The organism is Nonomuraea ferruginea, from assembly GCF_039540635.1.
GTDB classification, from domain to species: domain Bacteria; phylum Actinomycetota; class Actinomycetes; order Streptosporangiales; family Streptosporangiaceae; genus Nonomuraea; species Nonomuraea ferruginea.
Genome location: NZ_BAABFD010000012.1, coordinates 161441 through 178250 on the forward strand (window position 1 = coordinate 161441; position 16810 = coordinate 178250).

The 16810-nt window shown below is 71.6% G+C and carries 13 protein-coding genes, 1 tRNA gene and 1 other RNA gene; 8 read left to right on the forward strand and 7 right to left on the reverse strand.

Features of this window, described 5'->3' with window-relative positions:
• Nucleotides 1-46 precede the first annotated feature (46 nt).
• From ABD999_RS23215 to ABD999_RS23230, 4 genes are all read right to left on the reverse strand, one after another.
• The gene (locus ABD999_RS23215; protein WP_271279877.1) at nucleotides 47-2431 is read right to left on the reverse strand and encodes an excinuclease ABC subunit UvrA; all 2385 of its coding nucleotides are present in this window, start codon (nucleotides 2429-2431) and stop codon (nucleotides 47-49) included.
• Between the two features lie 66 nt (nucleotides 2432-2497).
• On the reverse strand, nucleotides 2498-2908 hold the full coding sequence (locus ABD999_RS23220; RefSeq protein WP_271279878.1) for a VOC family protein: 411 nt from the start codon (nucleotides 2906-2908) through the stop codon (nucleotides 2498-2500).
• A gap of 58 nt (nucleotides 2909-2966) precedes the next feature.
• Complete coding sequence (locus tag ABD999_RS23225) at nucleotides 2967-4043, reverse strand: threonine aldolase family protein (RefSeq protein WP_271279879.1); 1077 nt, start codon at nucleotides 4041-4043, stop codon at nucleotides 2967-2969.
• On the reverse strand, nucleotides 3971-5236 hold the full coding sequence (locus ABD999_RS23230; protein ID WP_271279880.1) for an amidohydrolase family protein: 1266 nt from the start codon (nucleotides 5234-5236) through the stop codon (nucleotides 3971-3973). The genes ABD999_RS23225 and ABD999_RS23230 overlap by 73 nt, the downstream gene beginning before the upstream one ends.
• A 169-nt stretch (nucleotides 5237-5405) precedes the next feature.
• On the opposite strand from ABD999_RS23230, the gene sigJ reads away from it, so the two are divergent.
• Nucleotides 5406-6299: an RNA polymerase sigma factor SigJ gene (sigJ, locus tag ABD999_RS23235; RefSeq protein ID WP_271279881.1), complete on the forward strand. Its 894-nt coding sequence runs from the start codon at nucleotides 5406-5408 to the stop codon at nucleotides 6297-6299.
• 114 nt (nucleotides 6300-6413) lie between these two features.
• On the opposite strand, the gene ABD999_RS23240 is transcribed toward sigJ, so the two are convergent.
• A tRNA-Ser gene (locus ABD999_RS23240) sits at nucleotides 6414-6498 on the reverse strand.
• A gap of 82 nt (nucleotides 6499-6580) precedes the next feature.
• Here ABD999_RS23240 and ffs point away from each other — a divergent pair.
• An RNA gene (gene ffs / locus ABD999_RS23245) (signal recognition particle sRNA small type) lies at nucleotides 6581-6679 on the forward strand.
• A 29-nt stretch (nucleotides 6680-6708) separates the two neighbouring features.
• A complete protein-coding gene (locus tag ABD999_RS23250; protein WP_417629319.1) occupies nucleotides 6709-9675 on the forward strand; it encodes a DNA polymerase III subunit gamma and tau in 2967 nt (988 codons plus the stop codon).
• Between the two features lie 123 nt (nucleotides 9676-9798).
• On the opposite strand, the gene ABD999_RS23255 is transcribed toward ABD999_RS23250, so the two are convergent.
• Both ABD999_RS23255 and ABD999_RS23260 read right to left on the reverse strand, forming a co-directional pair.
• Nucleotides 9799-10604, reverse strand: a protein-coding gene (locus tag ABD999_RS23255; protein WP_378525268.1) for an IS5 family transposase whose coding sequence is annotated in 2 segments (ribosomal slippage) — nucleotides 9799-10256 and nucleotides 10256-10604 — 807 coding nt in all. Because the reading frame shifts where the segments join, the coding sequence is not laid out codon by codon here.
• A 534-nt stretch (nucleotides 10605-11138) separates the two neighbouring features.
• Entirely contained in the window at nucleotides 11139-12578 is a 1440-nt protein-coding gene (locus ABD999_RS23260; protein ID WP_187281560.1) for a helix-turn-helix domain-containing protein, read from the reverse strand.
• 340 nt (nucleotides 12579-12918) lie between these two features.
• Between ABD999_RS23260 and ABD999_RS23265 the strand changes: the two genes are divergently transcribed.
• From ABD999_RS23265 to ABD999_RS23285, 5 genes are all read left to right on the forward strand, one after another.
• Entirely contained in the window at nucleotides 12919-13269 is a 351-nt protein-coding gene (locus ABD999_RS23265; protein WP_187281561.1) for a YbaB/EbfC family nucleoid-associated protein, read from the forward strand.
• Nucleotides 13270-13271: 2 nt separating this feature from the next.
• Nucleotides 13272-13871 carry a recombination mediator RecR gene (gene recR / locus ABD999_RS23270; protein ID WP_148035997.1) on the forward strand — a complete coding sequence of 200 codons (600 nt, stop codon included), beginning with the start codon at nucleotides 13272-13274 and terminating at the stop codon, nucleotides 13869-13871.
• Nucleotides 13864-14394: a DUF5063 domain-containing protein gene (locus ABD999_RS23275; protein ID WP_148035998.1), complete on the forward strand. Its 531-nt coding sequence runs from the start codon at nucleotides 13864-13866 to the stop codon at nucleotides 14392-14394. Before recR ends, ABD999_RS23275 begins: the two co-directional genes overlap by 8 nt.
• Before the next feature lie 83 nt (nucleotides 14395-14477).
• Nucleotides 14478-15752 (forward strand): aspartate kinase, encoded by a 1275-nt coding sequence (locus ABD999_RS23280; RefSeq protein ID WP_148035999.1) that lies wholly within the window; start codon nucleotides 14478-14480, stop codon nucleotides 15750-15752.
• Complete coding sequence (locus ABD999_RS23285) at nucleotides 15749-16807, forward strand: aspartate-semialdehyde dehydrogenase (RefSeq protein ID WP_219549846.1); 1059 nt, start codon at nucleotides 15749-15751, stop codon at nucleotides 16805-16807. The genes ABD999_RS23280 and ABD999_RS23285 overlap by 4 nt, the downstream gene beginning before the upstream one ends.
• Nucleotides 16808-16810: the final 3 nt, after the last annotated feature.

Below are 16810 nucleotides of genomic sequence, written 5' to 3' on the forward strand. Positions count from 1 at the left end.
GAGGCATTGTCCTGCGCGCGGATGTCAATCATGCTACGAACGCGCATCAGGCGCCGACGTAGGCCGCCAGGTGCTCGCCGGTGAGGGTGGAGCGGGCGGCGACCAGGTCGGCGGGGGTGCCCTCGAAGACGACCCGTCCGCCGTCGTGGCCCGCGCCGGGACCGAGGTCCACGATCCAGTCGGCGTGCGCCATGACCGCCTGGTGGTGCTCGATGACGATCACGGACTTGCCGGAGTCCACGATCCGGTCGAGCAGGCCGAGCAACTGCTCCACGTCGGCCAGGTGCAGGCCGGTGGTCGGCTCGTCGAGCACGTAGACGCCGCCCTTGTCGGCCAGGTGGGTGGCCAGCTTGAGCCGCTGCCGCTCGCCGCCGGACAGCGTGGTGAGCGGCTGGCCGAGGCTGAGGTAGCCGAGCCCGACGTCGGCGAGCCTGCCGAGGATGGCGTGCGCGGCCGGCGTGCGCGCCTCTCCGGCGCCGAAGAACTCGGCGGCCTCGGTCACCGACATCGCGAGCACCTCGCTGATGTCCTTGCCGCCGAGGTGGTACTCCAGCACCGACGCCTGGTAGCGCTTCCCCCCGCACTCCTCGCAGGTGGTGGCGACGCCCGCCATCATCCCCAGGTCGGTGTAGATGACGCCGGCGCCGTTGCAGTCGGGGCAGGCGCCCTCGGAGTTGGCGCTGAACAGCGCCGGCTTCACGCCGTTGGTCTTCGCGAACGCCTTGCGGATCGGGTCGAGCAGCCCGGTGTACGTCGCCGGGTTGCTCCGCCGTGAGCCCTTGATCGCCGACTGGTCGACCGCGACCACGCCCGCGGAGGCCGGGATCGACCCGTGGATCAGCGAGCTCTTGCCGGAGCCGGCGACGCCGGTGACCACGCAGAGCACCCCGAGCGGAATGTCCACGTCGACGTCGCGCAGGTTGTGCCGGGTGGCGCCGCGGATCTCCAGCTTCCCTGTGGGGGTGCGCACCTCCGGCTTGAGCGACGCCCGGTCGTCGAGGTGGCGGCCGGTGATGGTGCCGCTGGCCCGCAGTCCCTCGACGGTGCCCTCGAAGCAGATGGCGCCGCCCGCCGTGCCGGCGCCGGGGCCGAGGTCCACGACGTGGTCGGCGATCGCGATCGTCTCCGGCTTGTGCTCGACGACCAGGACGGTGTTGCCCTTGTCGCGCAGCCGCTTCAGCAGGTCGTTCATCCGCTGGATGTCGTGCGGGTGCAGGCCGATGGTCGGCTCGTCGAACACGTACGTCACGTCCGTGAGCGCGGAGCCGAGGTGGCGGATCATCTTGGTGCGCTGCGCCTCGCCGCCCGACAGCGTGCCGGCGGGCCGTTCGAGCGAGAGGTAGCCCAGCCCGATCTCCACGAACGAGTCGAGGGTGTGCAGCAGCTTGGCGAGCAGCGGCGCGACCGACGGCTCGTCGAGGTCGCGGACCCACGCGGCGAGGTCGCTGATCTGCATCGCGCAGGCGTCGGCGATGCTGACGCCGCGGATGCGCGAGGAGCGGGCCAGCTCGCTGAGCCGGGTGCCGTCGCACTCGGGGCAGGTGGTGAAGGTGACCGCCCGGTCCACGAACGCGCGGATGTGCGGCTGCATCGCCTCCCGGTCCTTGGAGAGGAACGACTTCTGGATCTTGGGGATCAGGCCCTCGTACGTCAGGTTGACGCCGTCGACCTTGACCTTGACCGGCTCCTTGTAGAGGAAGGCCTGGAGCTCCTTCTTGGTGTAGTCGCGGATCGGCTTGTCCGGGTCGACGAAGCCGGACTCGGCGTAGACCCGCACCGTCCAGAAGCTGTCGGACTTCCAGCCGGGGATGGTGAACGCGCCCTCGGAGAGCGACTTGGAGTCGTCGTAGAGCTGGGTGAGGTCGATGTCGGAGACCGTGCCGCGGCCCTCGCAGCGCGTGCACATGCCGCCGATGCGGGTGTAGGTCGCCTTCTCGGTCTTGCGCGCGCCCCGCTCGACCGTGATCGCGCCGCTCGCCCGTACCGTCGCGACGTTGAAGGAGAAGGCCTGCGGCGAGCCGATGTGCGGCTCCCCGAGCCGGCTGAACAGGATGCGCAGCATCGCGTTGGCGTCGGTGGCGGTGCCGACGGTGGAGCGGGGGTCGGCGCCCATCCGCTGCTGGTCGACGATGATCGCGGTGGTCAGCCCGTCGAGCACGTCGACCTCGGGGCGGGCCAGCACCGGCATGAAGCCCTGGACGAAGGCGCTGTAGGTCTCGTTGATCAGCCGTTGCGACTCGGCGGCGATCGTGCTGAACACCAGCGAGCTCTTCCCCGAGCCGGAGACGCCGGTGAACACCGTCAGCCGGCGCTTCGGGATCTCGATGCTGACGTCCTTGAGGTTGTTCACCCGCGCGCCGTGCACGCGGATCAGGTCGTGGGTGTCGGCGGCGTGCGGCTCGGGCGACCGCGTGTCCGTTCTCGTGGTCATCGTGTCTCCATGGGTACGTGGTGGTCGCTCGTCAGCTGGGCGGCCACCGCGGTGAACGCCGGAGGGTCAGGGCCGTTCCTGGATGCGGATCATGTTGCCCGCGGGGTCACGGACCGCGCAGTCGCGCAGGCCGTAGTCCTGCTCGGTCGGCTCCTGGATGACTTCGGCGCTGTTGTCGCGGAGCCGGGCGAAGGTGCCGTCCAGGTCGTCGGTTGACAGGACGATACCGGCGAAGGTGCCTTTGGCCATCATTTCGGCGATGGTGCGCTGCTCGTCGTCGGTGATGCCGGGGTCGCCGGTCGGGGGCTGCAGGACGATGGAGGTGTCGGGCTGGCCGGCGGGGCCGACCGTGATCCAGCGCATCCCCTCGTAGCCGACGTCGTTGCGCACCTCGAAGCCGAGGGCGTCGCGGTAGAAGGCCAGCGAGGCGTCGGGGTCGGAGTGCGGGAGGAAGCTCGCGTGAATGGTGATGTCCATGGCTGCCACGTTAGGCGTGCCGCGCCCGGCGACGCTTCTCGATTCCTGATCGTGTCGCTCAAGGGGCGGCGCGGGCGAGCAGGTCGCGGATGAGGGCGACCACCTCGCCGGGGGTGAACTCCATGGCGTTCTCGCCCACGCTGACCTCGAAGGCGCAGCGGCCGGGCTCGGACGCGGACCGTACCCGGCCCCAGAGCTGGATGCCGCGCTCGGCCAGGATCTCCGCGCCGGCCCGCTCGACGGCGCGCCGGTCGGCGGGCAGGTGGATGTGGAACAGCGGCGTCTGCGGCGGGTCGGGCCAGGCGCGGGCGGCGCCGTCCGCGTTGATCGCGGCCGCGATGGCGATGGCGTGCTCGCGGTACGCGGGCATCTCGCCGGCCAGGGTGTCGAGGTGGACCAGCGCGGCCAGGGCGAGCGGCCAGGCGTCGCCGATGCCGCCGCCGAGTCGTTGCCGCCACACCCTCGCCACCTCCACGGTGGCCGCGTCGGAGGCGAGCACCGCGCCGCGCACGCCCTGCAGGCTCTTGTAGAGGGAGACGTAGACGGTGTCGAACAGCGCGGCTATCTCGTCGAACGGCCGCCGGTAGTAGGTCTGGGCCTCCCACAGCCGGGCGCCGTCCAGGTGCGCGGCGGCGCCGGTGGCGCGCACCAGCGCGACCTGCTCGCGCAGGTCGTCCCAGCCCGGCACCAGGCCGCCGAGGTCGCGCTGCGGCAGCTCCCAGACGACTGCCGCGAGCGGTTCGCCGATCGCCGCCAGGTCTTCCGCGGTCATCAGCTCGTGCGGGTCGCCAGCCCTGCGGAACCGCAGGCCGTGGACGGCGTTGTAGCCCTGCTCCTCCCACACGTCCAGGTGGGACCGCGGGTGCGCGGCGAACGTGCGGCGGCCGCGCCGGTCGGCGTGCACGCGCAGCGCGGTCTGCTGGGCCATCGTGCCGCTGGGGAAGAACAGCGCGCTCTCCTTGCCGAGCAGCTCGGCCAGCCGCCGCTCCAGCACCGCGACGGGGCCTTCGGGGCCGTCGGCCGGGGTGTCGTCGTCGACCAGGGCGAGCATCCGCTCCAGCATCATGCGCGGCCCCCGCCGGATCGGCGCGTGCAGGAACAGCGAGCGCCGGACCGGCGGGCTGGTGTCGGACATGAAGGCCTCCTTATTGCAATCCATGTGCAATAAGGACGAAGGTACAGTGCGTCACCGACGGGTCTGGCGCACCCTCGGCGCCAGACGTCCACGATGGCGCCGGTGGCGGTGATGTCACGGGTCGGGTCGCCTTCGACCAGCACCAGGTCCGCCCGGAGTCCGGGGGCGATGCGGCCGCGGTCGTCCAGGCCGAAGTGCCGGGCGGGCAGGCCGGTCGCGGCGGCGAGCGCCTCCTCGGCGCTGAGCCCGGCCTCGGTGAGCAACTCCAGCTCGCGGTGCAGGCCGGCCTCGTGGGCGGGCGCGAACGGGGTGGCGTCGGTCCCCGCGAGCAGGGGCACCCCGGCCCGGTGCAGGTCCCGCAGCGCGCCGGCGGCCCCGGCCGAGCTGCCGGGACGCGCGCGGTCGGCGGTCTCGACGTGCTGCGCGGTGATCGCCTCGAAGTACGCGAGCGTGGTCACGACGAAGACGCCCAGGGCGCATACCCGCTCGGCCAGCCGCCGGGAAGCCGGGTCGCCCGGCGCGAGGTCGGTCCACACGTGGGCCAGGCCGTCGGCGCCGGCGTCGAGCGCGATCCCCACCTCGGCCGCGGTGATCGCGTGGGCCACGACCCGCAGCCCGGCGTCGTGCGCCGCCTCGGTGAGGGCGGTGGCCACGTCCGGCGTCATCGCCGGGAGGTCGGCGCCGTGCACCCTGCCGTCGTCGATGACGATCTTGAGGTAGTCGGCTCCCTCGGCCAGCCGGGCCCGGACGAACGCCGGCGCCTGCGCCGGGTCCGACACGAAGTCGATCGCCGGGGCGCCGTCGAGCACGGTGCCGGCCAGGGCCGCCAGCAGCTGGGTCGGATGCCCGCCGGGTGCGGTGGCCAGGGTGCCCGCGCTGCGCAGGTCGGCCACGTCGTCGTTCCCCGCGGCCAGCAGGCGCTGCTCCGCGAGGATGTGCGGCAGGCAGAACATGTCGAGCTCGGTGGTGACCCCGTGCCGCAGGGCCTGGGCCAGGCTGCCGTCGAACACGTGCGTGTGCGCGTCGATCAGCCCCGGCAGGAGCGTCCTGCCCGCCCCGCCGACCTCCACGTCGGCCTGGTCACCCGCACCGGCCCCGGCCGCGGTGATCAGCTCGCCCTCGATCACCACGTCGGCCCTGGCGATGGACCGCTCGCCGTCGAACACCCGGACGTCGCGGATCAGCGTACGCATCGAACATCTCCTCTGAAGGTCGTGAGTCACGGACGCCACCACAGAGGGCTGTCGGCGGCCGGCTGTGACATGGCCACGACCGGCCGTGGCATGGATCACATCCCGGGCGTCCATGTCACACTCCCGGCGTCACGGGTCTCTGCGGTCGCGACAGATGAGGAGGTTCGCCATGATGCACGCGACCGTCACCGAGCAGTTCCTCGGCCATCGCGAGCTGCTGTTCTCGGTGGTCTACAACATGCTCGGCAGCGTCGCCGACACCGAGGACGCGCTGCAGGAGGTGTGGCTGGCCTGGTCCGCCCGGCACGGCAGGCCGGCCGCCGAGCCGGTCGAGAACCCCCGGGCCTATCTGGTGCGGATCGCGGTGAACCGGGCGCTGGCCCGCCGCGCCGACCTGAGCCGCCGCCGGGAGACCTACGTCGGCCCGTGGCTGCCGGAGCCGCTGGTCACCGCCGAGGACGCGGCCGGGGCCGCCGAACGGGCCGAGTCGCTGTCGATGGCGATGCTGGTGGTGCTGGAGACCCTGTCACCGCTCGAACGGGCGGTGTTCGTCCTGCACGAGGTGTTCGGCTTCGGCCATCCGGAGATCGCGGGCATGCTGGGCCGCACGCCTGCGGCGGTCCGCCAGCTCGCGGCCCGCGCGCGCCGCCACGTGCACGCGCGCCGCCCCCGCCACCGGACGGAGCCGGACGTCCACGCCCAGGTCACCGAGCGCTTCGCCGCCGCCGCGCTCGGCGGGGACCTGCGGGCGCTGCTGGAGGTGCTGGCACCGGACGTGACCCTGTGGACGGACGGCGGCGGCAAGGGGCCCGCCACCAGCCTGCGTCCCGTGCACGGCCGCGACCGGGTGGCGGCGCTGTTCGTGTCGGTCGCCGCGACGCTGCCCGACGGCGGGCTGGACATCCGCTACCGGCGGGTGGCGGGCGACCCGTGCGCGCTCGTCTTCTCCGGCGACAGCCCGCTGGCCGTCGTCGTCGTGGACCTCACGCCCGACGGCGACCGGATCGTCGGCATCTACTCGGTGACCAACCCCGACAAGCTCACCGGGATCCGCCGAACCTGACGCGCCGCCGGGTCAGCGCCCTAGGCATGCTGCGAGCATGATGAGGTCGGAAAACAGCGAAGGGGCCGACTTGGATAGGGTCGGCCCCTTCGCGTTTACTGCCTCAACCAGGCGCGGAGGATGGGGGATTTGAACCCCCGAAGGGTTGCCCCTTACACGCTTTCCAAGCGTGCGCCCTCGGCCACTAGGCGAATCCTCCGCCGACGAGCTTACCGGACTCGGCAGGGTCTCGGGACCACCATTTCGTGGCAGCGAGCACTGCCGCATGTGGATAGACTGTCCCCGGACCCCTCGCGCGGCGTCATCCTGTGAACCTCCCCAGGGCCGGAAGGCAGCAAGGATAAGCGGGCTCTGGCGGGTGTGCGAGGGGTTCCTTCGTTGGGAAGCCCCTCGCAGGCGGGATGGTCGCATGAGCCTTGCGCTTTACCGCAAGTACCGACCCGGGACCTTCGCGGAGGTCAAGGGTCAGGAACACGTCACAGACCCGCTGCGGCAGGCGCTGCGCACCGGCCGCATCAACCACGCCTACCTCTTCAGCGGGCCCCGCGGCTGCGGCAAGACCTCCAGCGCGCGCATCCTGGCGCGCTCGCTCAACTGCGAGAAGGGCCCGACCCCCGACCCCTGCGGCGAGTGCGAGTCGTGCGTGGCGCTCGCCCCGACCGGGCCCGGCCACCTCGACGTCATCGAGATCGACGCGGCCTCCCACGGCGGTGTCGACGACGCGCGTGACCTGCGCGAGCGGGCGTTCTTCGCCCCCGTGTCGGCGCGCTTCAAGATATACATCATCGACGAGGCGCACATGGTGACCCGCGAGGGTTTCAACGCGCTGCTCAAGCTCGTCGAGGAGCCTCCGCCGCACCTCAAGTTCATCTTCGCGACGACCGAGCCGGAAAAGGTCATCGGCACGATCAAGTCGCGCACCCACCACTACCCGTTCCGGCTGATCCCGCCGGCGACGCTGCGCGCGCTGCTGGAAGAGATCCTCACCGCCGAGAACGTCCCGTTCGAGCCCGCCGCGCTGCCGCTCGTCGTCCGCGCGGGCGCCGGTTCCGCCCGCGACTCGCAGTCGATCCTCGACCAGCTCCTCGCCGGCTCCGGCGACGACGGCATCACCTACGCCCGCGCCGTCTCCCTGCTCGGCTACACCGACGGCGACCTGCTCGACGAGGTGGTCAACGCGTTCGCCGCCCGCGACGGCGGCCAGGTCTTCCAGGCGGTCAACCGGGTCGTCGAAGGCGGCCACGACCCCCGCCGCTTCGCCTCCGACCTTCTCGAACGCTTCCGCGACCTGGTCATCCTGGCCAACGTCCCCGAGGCGGCCGCCAACGGCCTGCTCGACCGGCCCGCCGACGAGCTGGAGCGGCTCGTCCAGCAGGCGGCCTCGATGGGGCCCGCCGAGCTGACCAGGGCCGCCGAGATCTTCAACGCCGGTCTCACGGAGATGCGCGGCGCCACCTCGCCGCGTCTGCTCCTGGAGCTGATGTGCGCCCGCGTCCTCCTCCCGGCGGCCGAACAGGGCGAGGCCGCCCTGCTGGCCCGCCTGGAGCGCCTCGAACGCGGCAGCGCCGTCGCCGGCATGGCCGCCCGCGCGGTCCCGGCCGCTCCACCCGCCGGGCCGCCCTCGTCCGGGCCCGCCGCCACGGGGCACCCGTCGTCCGGGCCCGCGGCTTCCGGGCCGGGGGGTTCCGGGCCCGCGGCCCACGGACCTGCGGCTTCCGGGCCTGGCGCTTCTGGGCCTGGCGCTTCTGGGTCTGCGGCTTCTGGGCACGCCTCGTCCGGGGCTGGGGGGGCCTCGTCTGGTCACGGTGCTTCCGGGAGCGTCGGTACGGGGCATGCCGGTGGTGGTGTGCCCGCGGCCTCGCAGGCGGGAGGGCCGGGCACCGTCGCGACGCCGAGCGGTCAGGCGCTGGACGGGCCTCACCCGGCCCGGACCGGTGGGCCTGCGGCCGACGACTGGCCCGAGACCGTTCGGCCGGGCTCCGGCTCGGGTGCTCCCGCGTACGGTGGGCAACCCCAGAGCGGCGGCCAGGAGCAGGGCGGTCCCGCTCATGGTGGTCCCCAGGCTTCCGGACAGGCGGGGGCTGCGCAGTCGGGCGGCGGTACGGCGGCGTTGCAGCAGCAGTGGCCCGCGGTGCTGGCGGCGCTCAAGCAGCGCAGCATCGTCGTGTGGGCGAACGTCAGCACCAACGCGCAGGTGGTCGGCGTCGAGGGCAACCTGGTGACGCTCGGGTTCACCCAGATCGGCGCGATGAAGAACTTCACCGGCGGCGGCAAGGACGCCGTCGTGGCCACGGCGCTCGCCGACGTGCTGGGGGGCGCGTGGCGGGTCGAGGCCGTGGTCGGCAACGGTCCTCCGCCGTCTCGTGGGGCCCACTCCGGGCCGTCCGGGGGTTCGGGGCCTGCGGGTTCTCCAGGAGGAGCCGCTGGGCCGTACGGAGGTTCCCAGGATTCTTGGGGTGACGCCGCCGGTTCTCCTGGCGCCCACGCCTCCGGCGGTACGCGGCCGTCCACCGGCGGCCCCGGGGCGGGAACGCCTGGCACGGATGGCCACGCGGGCTCCGCGACGCACGGTGCTGAGGGTCGCGCCGGTGCCGGGATGCCTGACGCGGGCGGGCACGCGGGCGCTGCGGATGGCCGTGCAGGCTCTGGGATGATCGGTGTGGACGGCCGCGCGGGCTCTGGGGTAACCGGTGTAGATGGCCGCGCGGGCTCTGGGATGACCGGTGTGGATGGTCACGCCGGCTCTGGGGTAACCGGTGTGGATGGTCACGCCGGCTCTGGGATGACCGGTGCCGATGGCCAGGCCGGCTCCGGGGTGACCGGTGTGGATGGCCGGGCGGGCTCCGGGGTGACCGGTGCGAATGGTCACGCCGGCTCTGCGGCGCATGGCGCCGGAGCGGGGGCGGACGGTCGCGTCGGCTCCGGGCCGGGCGCTGCCGTGGGTGCCGTGTCGTCTGGACAGTTCGCGGAGGCTGGAGGCGTTCAGGCGGCGGGCGGTGCGCAGGGCGGGTCCCAGCAGCGGCCGACGACGGACGAGTCCTGGCCGTCGGCTCCCGACGAACCCGGCCCTGGGTCCCCGCCTGGGCCGGATCCGTCGCAGGCGGCTCCTGCCAGTGTGATGACCGGGACCGGGCTGGCTGCCGCTCGTTCGGCGGCCAGGGCGGCGGCGCAGGCAGGCCCCCGGGTTCCGGCCGCCAGGCAGGGAGGCGGCTCGGCCGGGTGGCCCAGCGCCATCCCCAAGCGAGGCAGCGCTCCCGACACGGATGACGTGGACCCGCTGAACGACGCCGACGCCGACGTGGACGAGCTCTCGGGGATGGCTCTCCTGCAACGTGAACTGGGCGCCCAGGTCATCGGCGAGATCGACCACTCCTGACAGCGAGCCGCCAGCCCTTCCCGAGGGCCGACCTCCTCCGATACCGCACTCCCGGCCGTAAGGGACCGGTTGCCGTACGGGCGGCACGTCGGAGTTGGGACCGCTCGGACTTTCTAAGAGCTCCTAACGCAATGAGGTCAGGCGTCGCCAGCAGATGAGTGCGCAGGCCAGCTTGAGGAAGGCCTCATGGATGTCGGCGCGGACTTCCCAGCGGATACGCAGGCGTCGGAAGGCGTGCAGCAGGGCGAAGGTCTGCTCGACAACCCAGCGTTGTTTGCCCAGGCCGGAGCCGTGTTCGGTACCGCGTCGGGCGATCAGCGGGCGGATCTGCAGCTCGCGTACCAGGTTGCGGTACTTGTCGTGGTCGTAGCCGCGGTCGGCGAGCACGACGTCGGGACGCTGGCGGGGTCGGCCGCGCTTGCCGCGCACCTTCGGGATGGCGTCCAGCAGCGGGCGTAGTTGCGTGACGTCGTTGCGATTGGCGCCGGTCAAGATGACGGCGAGGGGGATGCCGGTGGCCTCGGTGATCAGGTGGTGCTTGCTGCCGGCGCGTCCGCGGTCGACCGGGGACGGGCCGGTCTGCGCCCCCCTTTTAACGCTCTGATCTGCGAGGAGTCCACTGCAGCCCGGGAGAAGTCGAGGGCGTCGGCGGCCCGTAGCCGATCGAGCAGGACCTCGTGCAGCCGCTGCCAGACGCCGGCCTTGTTCCACTCGGCCAGCCGCCGCCAGCACGTCATGCCCGAGCCGTAGCCGAGTTCCTGCGGCAGGTGCTCCCAAGCGATCCCGGTGTGCAGCACGAACAAGATGCCCTGCAACGCAAGCCGGTCATCCAGCCGCTTACGTCCCGGATGCCGGAACCTGCGCTGATGCTCGGGCAACAGTGGCTTGATCACCGCCCACAGCTCGTCGCTGACCTCCCATGGCTTCAGCTTGGTCACCCGCGCTCCTCTCGCTCGGCTACAGCGAGAGATCAAAGCACAACAGAGATCATTCTGTTAGGCGTTCTAAGAGGGCCGCTTCGGGTGCGTCTTCCCGATGCTCGCGTTCGTACGGAAAGGGACCGGTTGCCGTACGGGCGAAGCGTTGGAGCTGGTGGCCGATCTGACCTTCCAGAGGGCCGCCGGTCGAGCTTCGGATGCGTCTTTCTGATACTCGCGTTCGCGGTCGTACGGAAGGGTCGGTAGCTGTACGGGCGGCACGTCGGAGCCGGTAACCGGTCCCACCTTTCACATGGCCGCAGGTCGGGCTTCGGGATGCTTGTACTCCCGGTCGTACGGGCGCGGCGTGTTGGTGATTCGGCGCGGGGCTTGCCGTGCGGGCGGAGACGGCAAATGGGGCCGCGCGGGGGTCGTGGGGTGAGTGCCGCGGGGGTTCTCAGGTCTGAGGTGGGTGACGGCCGGGCGGGGGGCGGGCGGCGGGATGTGACTTCAGTGAGCGCCGTAGGGGTTTCGCGGTGTGAGGGGTCAAGGGGCGCGCAGGCGGGCGCGGGCGGCGGCGGCGCGGGGGTCCGCCTGGGGGAGGCTGGAGGTGAGGCGTTCGAGGAGCTGGAAGTCCTCGCGGCCGTTCATCGTCTGGGCGTATGTCCACAGGTCCTCGGGGGCGCCGCGTTGGAGGAGGCAGGTGCGTACCAGGACCTCCAGTTCGTCGCGCTCGCGGCGGATCTCGGGGGACTCGGAGCGGGCCAGCAGGGGGCCGGGGTAGGCGCGGGCCACCAGGGAGGCGGGGTGGTCGGCGGCCAGGAGGCGGCGCAGGTCCAGGAAGTCGGCCTCGACGGGGCAGGCCAGGTGGTAGGGCTTGGCGTCGATGGGGACGTCCAGCTGGGTGCGCAGCCGGTGGATCTCGGCGCGGATGGTGACCGGATTGCCGAGGTCGCCGTACAGGTGGAAGGAGAGCTGCTCGGCCGTGAGGCCGCGCGGGTGGAGCGCCAGGATGGCGAGGATCTCGGCGTGGCGGAGGGAGAGCAGCACCTTGCGGCCGCCGACGATGGCCGTCGGCGGGCCGTCGCCGAGGAAGGTGAGGGCGAGGGCGGCGGGTGTGGAGGCGGTGTTGGAGGTGGCGCGCAGCAGGTAGCCGTCGGAGAACGGCTCCAGGAGCGCGATCCGCCCGTCGCGCAGGATCATGCGCTCGCCGGTGACGGGAAGCTGGAGGCGCGGCCCGAGCTGGCCGCCGGGGTCGCCGGCGATGACCCGGCCGCCGGCGGAGAGCAGCACGGCGGGGCGGGCGCGGAGCGACTCGTAGCGGCGGCGCAGGGAATCGTCGTGGTCGCGCATGCGGAGCGCGAGCTGGGTCTCGGCCAGCTTCGCGGTGGCGGCCACGAGGGCGACGGTGGCGGGGTGGAGGCTGGGCGCGGTGCCGCTGACGTCCACGCAGCCGAGGAGCTGCCCGGTCTCCGGGTCGGTGATGGGGGCGGCGCTGCAGGACCAGACGCGCAGCACGCGCATGAGGTGCTCTTCGGAGTAGACGTGAACAGGCCGCCTGAGCGCGAGCGCGGTGCCGATGCCGTTGGTGCCGGCGGCCTCCTCGGCCCAGCGGTAGCCGCCGGCGAGGCCGACCTCGTCGGCGCGGCGCATGGTGGCGGTGTGGCCGTCGCGCCACAGGACGCGGCCCTCGCGGTCGGTGAGGACCATGATGTGCTCGCCCTCGTCCGCGACCGTGCGCAGGGTCTGCTTGATGAGCGGGAGCAGGGGCCGCAGGGGGTGGGTCTCGAACGCGTTCTTCACCTGCCCGGGGTCGTGGGCGGCGGGCGCGCCGGGGGCGTCGGGGTCGATGCCGGCGGCGAGCGAGCGGCGCCAGGAGTCGCGGATCAGCTTGCGCGGGCCTGCGGGAACCGGGGCGGCAGCGGTCACCACCTCGTGCGCGGCCTGCAGACGGCGGGAGTATGCGTCAAGGTGAGCGTAACTCATCAGCCACTCCAAGTAATCGTCCCCTAGGGGGAGCATCCGCGTTGGGGTGCCGCCCGCGCAAGCAGTTCAGGGGATTGCCGAGGGTGATTGAACGATAGCAACGTGTGTGCAACGTCACTGCCGCTAGCGTTCCGGCGTACCGCGTCGGCGTGGTGCGGCCGCTCCGGTCGACGCGATTGGCCGGGTCCCGGACGCTGGAGGGGGGCCGGGACCCGGCCAAGAAGATGTCCGGATTCACGGCCCGGGAGCGAAACACCTGCAAGCCTCCAGTACATGCCGAGGCCCAAACACCGTAGGCTCGTGGCAGTCAAGAACGCGGAGCCACGAGGAGCGCACGACGGTGAACCCAGGGGATGTCAACCTGCAGCAGCTGCTGGAGCAGGCCCAGCTCATGCAGCAGCAGCTCGTGAGCGCCCAGCAGGAGCTCAACGACGCGCAGATCGAGGGCTCGGCCGGCGGCGGGATGGTCACCGCCGTCGTCAACGGCTCGGGCGAGCTGCTGGAGCTCAAGATCGATCCGAGTGTCATCGACGCCGGAGACGCGCAGGACACTGCCGACACGATCGCCGACCTGGTGATCGCCGCCGTGCGCGACGCCGTCAGGGCGGCCGGCGACCTGCAGCAGGAGAAGCTCGGGCCGCTGGCCCAGGGGCTGGGCGGCGGCGGCCTCGGCCAGCTGCCAGGGTTCTAGCGATGTACGAAGGGGTCGTCCAGAATCTGATCGACGAGCTGGGCCTGCTGCCCGGCGTAGGTCCCAAGAGCGCGCAGCGCATCGCCTTCCATCTGCTGGCGGCCGACCCGGCCGACGTCAAGCGGCTGGCGCACGCGTTGCTGGAGGTCAAGGAGAAGGTCCGGTTCTGCCGGGTGTGCGGCAACGTGGCCTCCGAGGAGGAGTGCCGCATCTGCCGCGACCCGCGCCGCGACACTCACGTGATCTGCGTGGTGGAGGAGTCGAAGGACGTCGTCGCGATCGAGAAGACGCGCGAGTTCCGCGGCACCTACCACGTGCTCGGCGGTGCCATCAGCCCGATCGACGGTGTCGGCCCCGACGACCTGCGGATTCGCGAGCTCATGACCCGGCTGGCCGACGGCCGGGTGACGGAGCTCATCCTCGCCACAGACCCCAATCTCGAGGGTGAGGCGACGGCTACCTACCTTGCCCGTCTGGTCAAGCCGATGGGTGTGAAAGTGACACGACTGGCCAGCGGTCTGCCCGTGGGCGGTGATCTCGAGTACGCCGACGAGGTGACCTTGGGCCGCGCGTTCGAAGGACGGAGGCTGCTGGATGTCTGACGAGTGGGGAGCGCTGGCGGAGGAGATCGCCGGTCACGCGCAGAACTACGTCGACGGCCTGGCGAGGGTCGCGGGCGGCGAGGGGGGCGACGCCATCTGGTCGCTGCTCCTGGTCGAGGTCGCCCAGGTGAGCCTGGCGGGCGCCAAGCTCGGCGCCAACCGCGACGTGATCCTCTCGGGCAACTACGAACCGCCGCTGAGCGAGGATCCCGACATCGACGGGGTGCGCACGGCCCTGGCCGAGCGGCTCGGCCCGGTCGACGACTACGCCGAGGTGTTCGACCCGTACAAGGACACCGGGGTGACTCCCTACCGTCTGTCCGACGACCTGACGGCGGTGGCCGCCGATCTCATCCACGGACTGCGCCACTATCAGGCGGGCCGGCCGCACGAGGCGCTGTGGTGGTGGCAATACTCCTACTTCAACACCTGGGGCAACCACGCGGGCGCGGCCATGCGCGCGCTGCAGGCCCTGGCCGCGCACTCGCGGCTCGACGTGGCGGAAGAGGTCACGACCGGGTAGGTGTCCACATAGTGGTTGGCACATCAGTGGCATGAGACGTCCCAAGTAGACTGGGCTTTCACAGTCCAGATCGGGAGACTCTCGTGGCACTCGTTGTGCAGAAGTACGGTGGTTCGTCCGTTGCCGACGCGTCCTCCATCAAAAGGGTGGCGCAGCGTATCGTCACGACGAAAAAAGCCGGCAACGACGTCGCCGTCATCGTCTCCGCCATGGGTGACACCACCGACGAGCTGCTCGACCTGGCCGAGCAGGTGTCGCCGCTGCCGCAGGGCCGCGAGCTCGACATGCTCCTGACCGCGGGCGAGCGCATCTCGATGGCGCTGCTGGCGATGGCGATCGCCAACCTCGGCCACGAGGCGCGCTCGTTCACCGGCTCGCAGGCGGGTGTGATCACCAATTCCACCCACGGCAAGGCGCGCATCATAGACGTGACGCCGAGCCGCATCCAGGAGGCCATCGACCAGGGCCACATCGCGATCGTGGCCGGCTTCCAGGGCGTCTCGCAGGACACCAAGGACATCACCACGCTCGGCCGCGGCGGCTCCGACACCACCGCGGTCGCGCTGGCGGCGGCGCTCGAGGCCGACGTGTGCGAGATCTACACCGACGTCGACGGCATCTTCACCGCCGACCCGCGCATCGTGCCGGCCGCCCGCCGGATCCCGCGCATCTCCTACGACGAGATGATGGAGATGGCGGCCTGCGGCGCGAAGATCCTCCACCTGCGCTGCGTCGAGTACGCTCGCCGTTTCGACCTGCCGATCCACGTACGCAGCTCGTACAGCAACAAGGAAGGCACGTGGGTCGTCTCCGACCCCTACTCCGAAGGAACCGAGATGGAGCAGCCGATCATCTCCGGCGTGGCACACGACCGGAGCGAGGCCAAGATCACTGTTGTCGGGGTCCCCGACAAGGTCGGTGAGGCTGCCGCGATCTTCAAAACCCTGGCCGACGCCGAGGTCAACATCGACATGATCGTGCAGAACGTCTCGGCCGCGGCGACGGGCCGCACCGACATCTCCTTCACGCTGCCGACGGCCGACAGCCAGACGGCGCTCACGGCGCTGAAGAAGATCCAGGCCCGGATAGGGTTCGAGTCGCTGCTGTTCGACGACCAGATCGGCAAGGTCTCGCTGATCGGCGCGGGCATGCGTTCCCACCCCGGCGTCACGGCCACGTTCTTCGCGGCTCTCGCGGACGCGGGGGTCAACATCGAGATGATCTCCACCTCGGAGATCCGGATTTCCGTGGTCGTCGGGCAGGACGACGTGGACTCGGCGGTCGCCGCCGCCCACCACGCCTTCGACCTCGACGTCGACCAGGTCGAAGCCGTTGTGTATGGAGGTACCGGACGATGAGCAGACCCAATCTGGCCCTGATCGGCGCGACCGGCGCCGTGGGCACCGTCATGCGCGACATCGTCTCGTCGCGTGACGACGTCTGGGGCGAGGTCCGCCTGGTCGCCTCCCCGCGCTCGGCGGGCAAGGTGCTGCGGGTCCGCGGCGAGGACGTCGTCGTGCGGGCGCTCGCGCCCGAGGTGTTCGACGGCATCGACATCGCCATCTTCGACGTGCCCGACGAGGTGTCGGCCGAGTGGGTGCCGATCGCCGCGGAGCGGGGCGCGATCGTGATCGACAAGTCCGGCACGTTCCGGATGGACCCCGACGTCCCGCTGGTGGTGCCGGAGGTCAACCCGCACGACGCGCGCCAGCGCCCGCGCAACATCATCTCGACGCCCAACTGCACCACGCTGTCGATGATGGCGGCCATGGGCGCCCTGCACGCCGAGTACGGCCTCCAAGAGCTCGTGGTGGCCTCCTACCAGGCGGTGTCCGGCGCCGGCGTGGCGGGCTCGGCCAGGCTTTACGACGAGGTCGAGGCGCTGGCCGGCGACCGGTCGATCGGCCAGGCGGCGGGCGACGTGCGCAAGGCGCTGGCCAACAAGCTGCCTGACGACTCGCCGTTCCCCGCGCCCGTCGCGTTCAACGTGGTGCCGTGGGCGGGCTCCTACAAGGACGGTGGCTGGGCCTCGGAGGAGCTCAAGCTCCGCAACGAGTCCCGCAAGATCCTCGGCATCCCCGGCCTGAAGGTCTCCGCGACCTGCGTCCGGGTGCCGGTGATCACCACCCACTCGCTGGCGGTGCACGCGCGCTTCGAGCGCGAGATCACGGTGGCCGACGCGCACCGGGTGCTGGAGGCGGCGCCGACGGTGGTCCTGATGGACGACCCCGCCAACGGCGTCTTCCCCACTCCGGCCGACGTCGTCGGCACCGACCCGACCTATGTCGGCCGGGTCCGCCAGGCGGTCGACTTCCCCAACACGCTCGACCTGTTCGTCTGCGGTGACAACCTCCGCAAGGGCGCCGCGCTGAACGCGGCCGAGATCGCGGAGCTGGTCGCCGCCGAGTTCTGACCG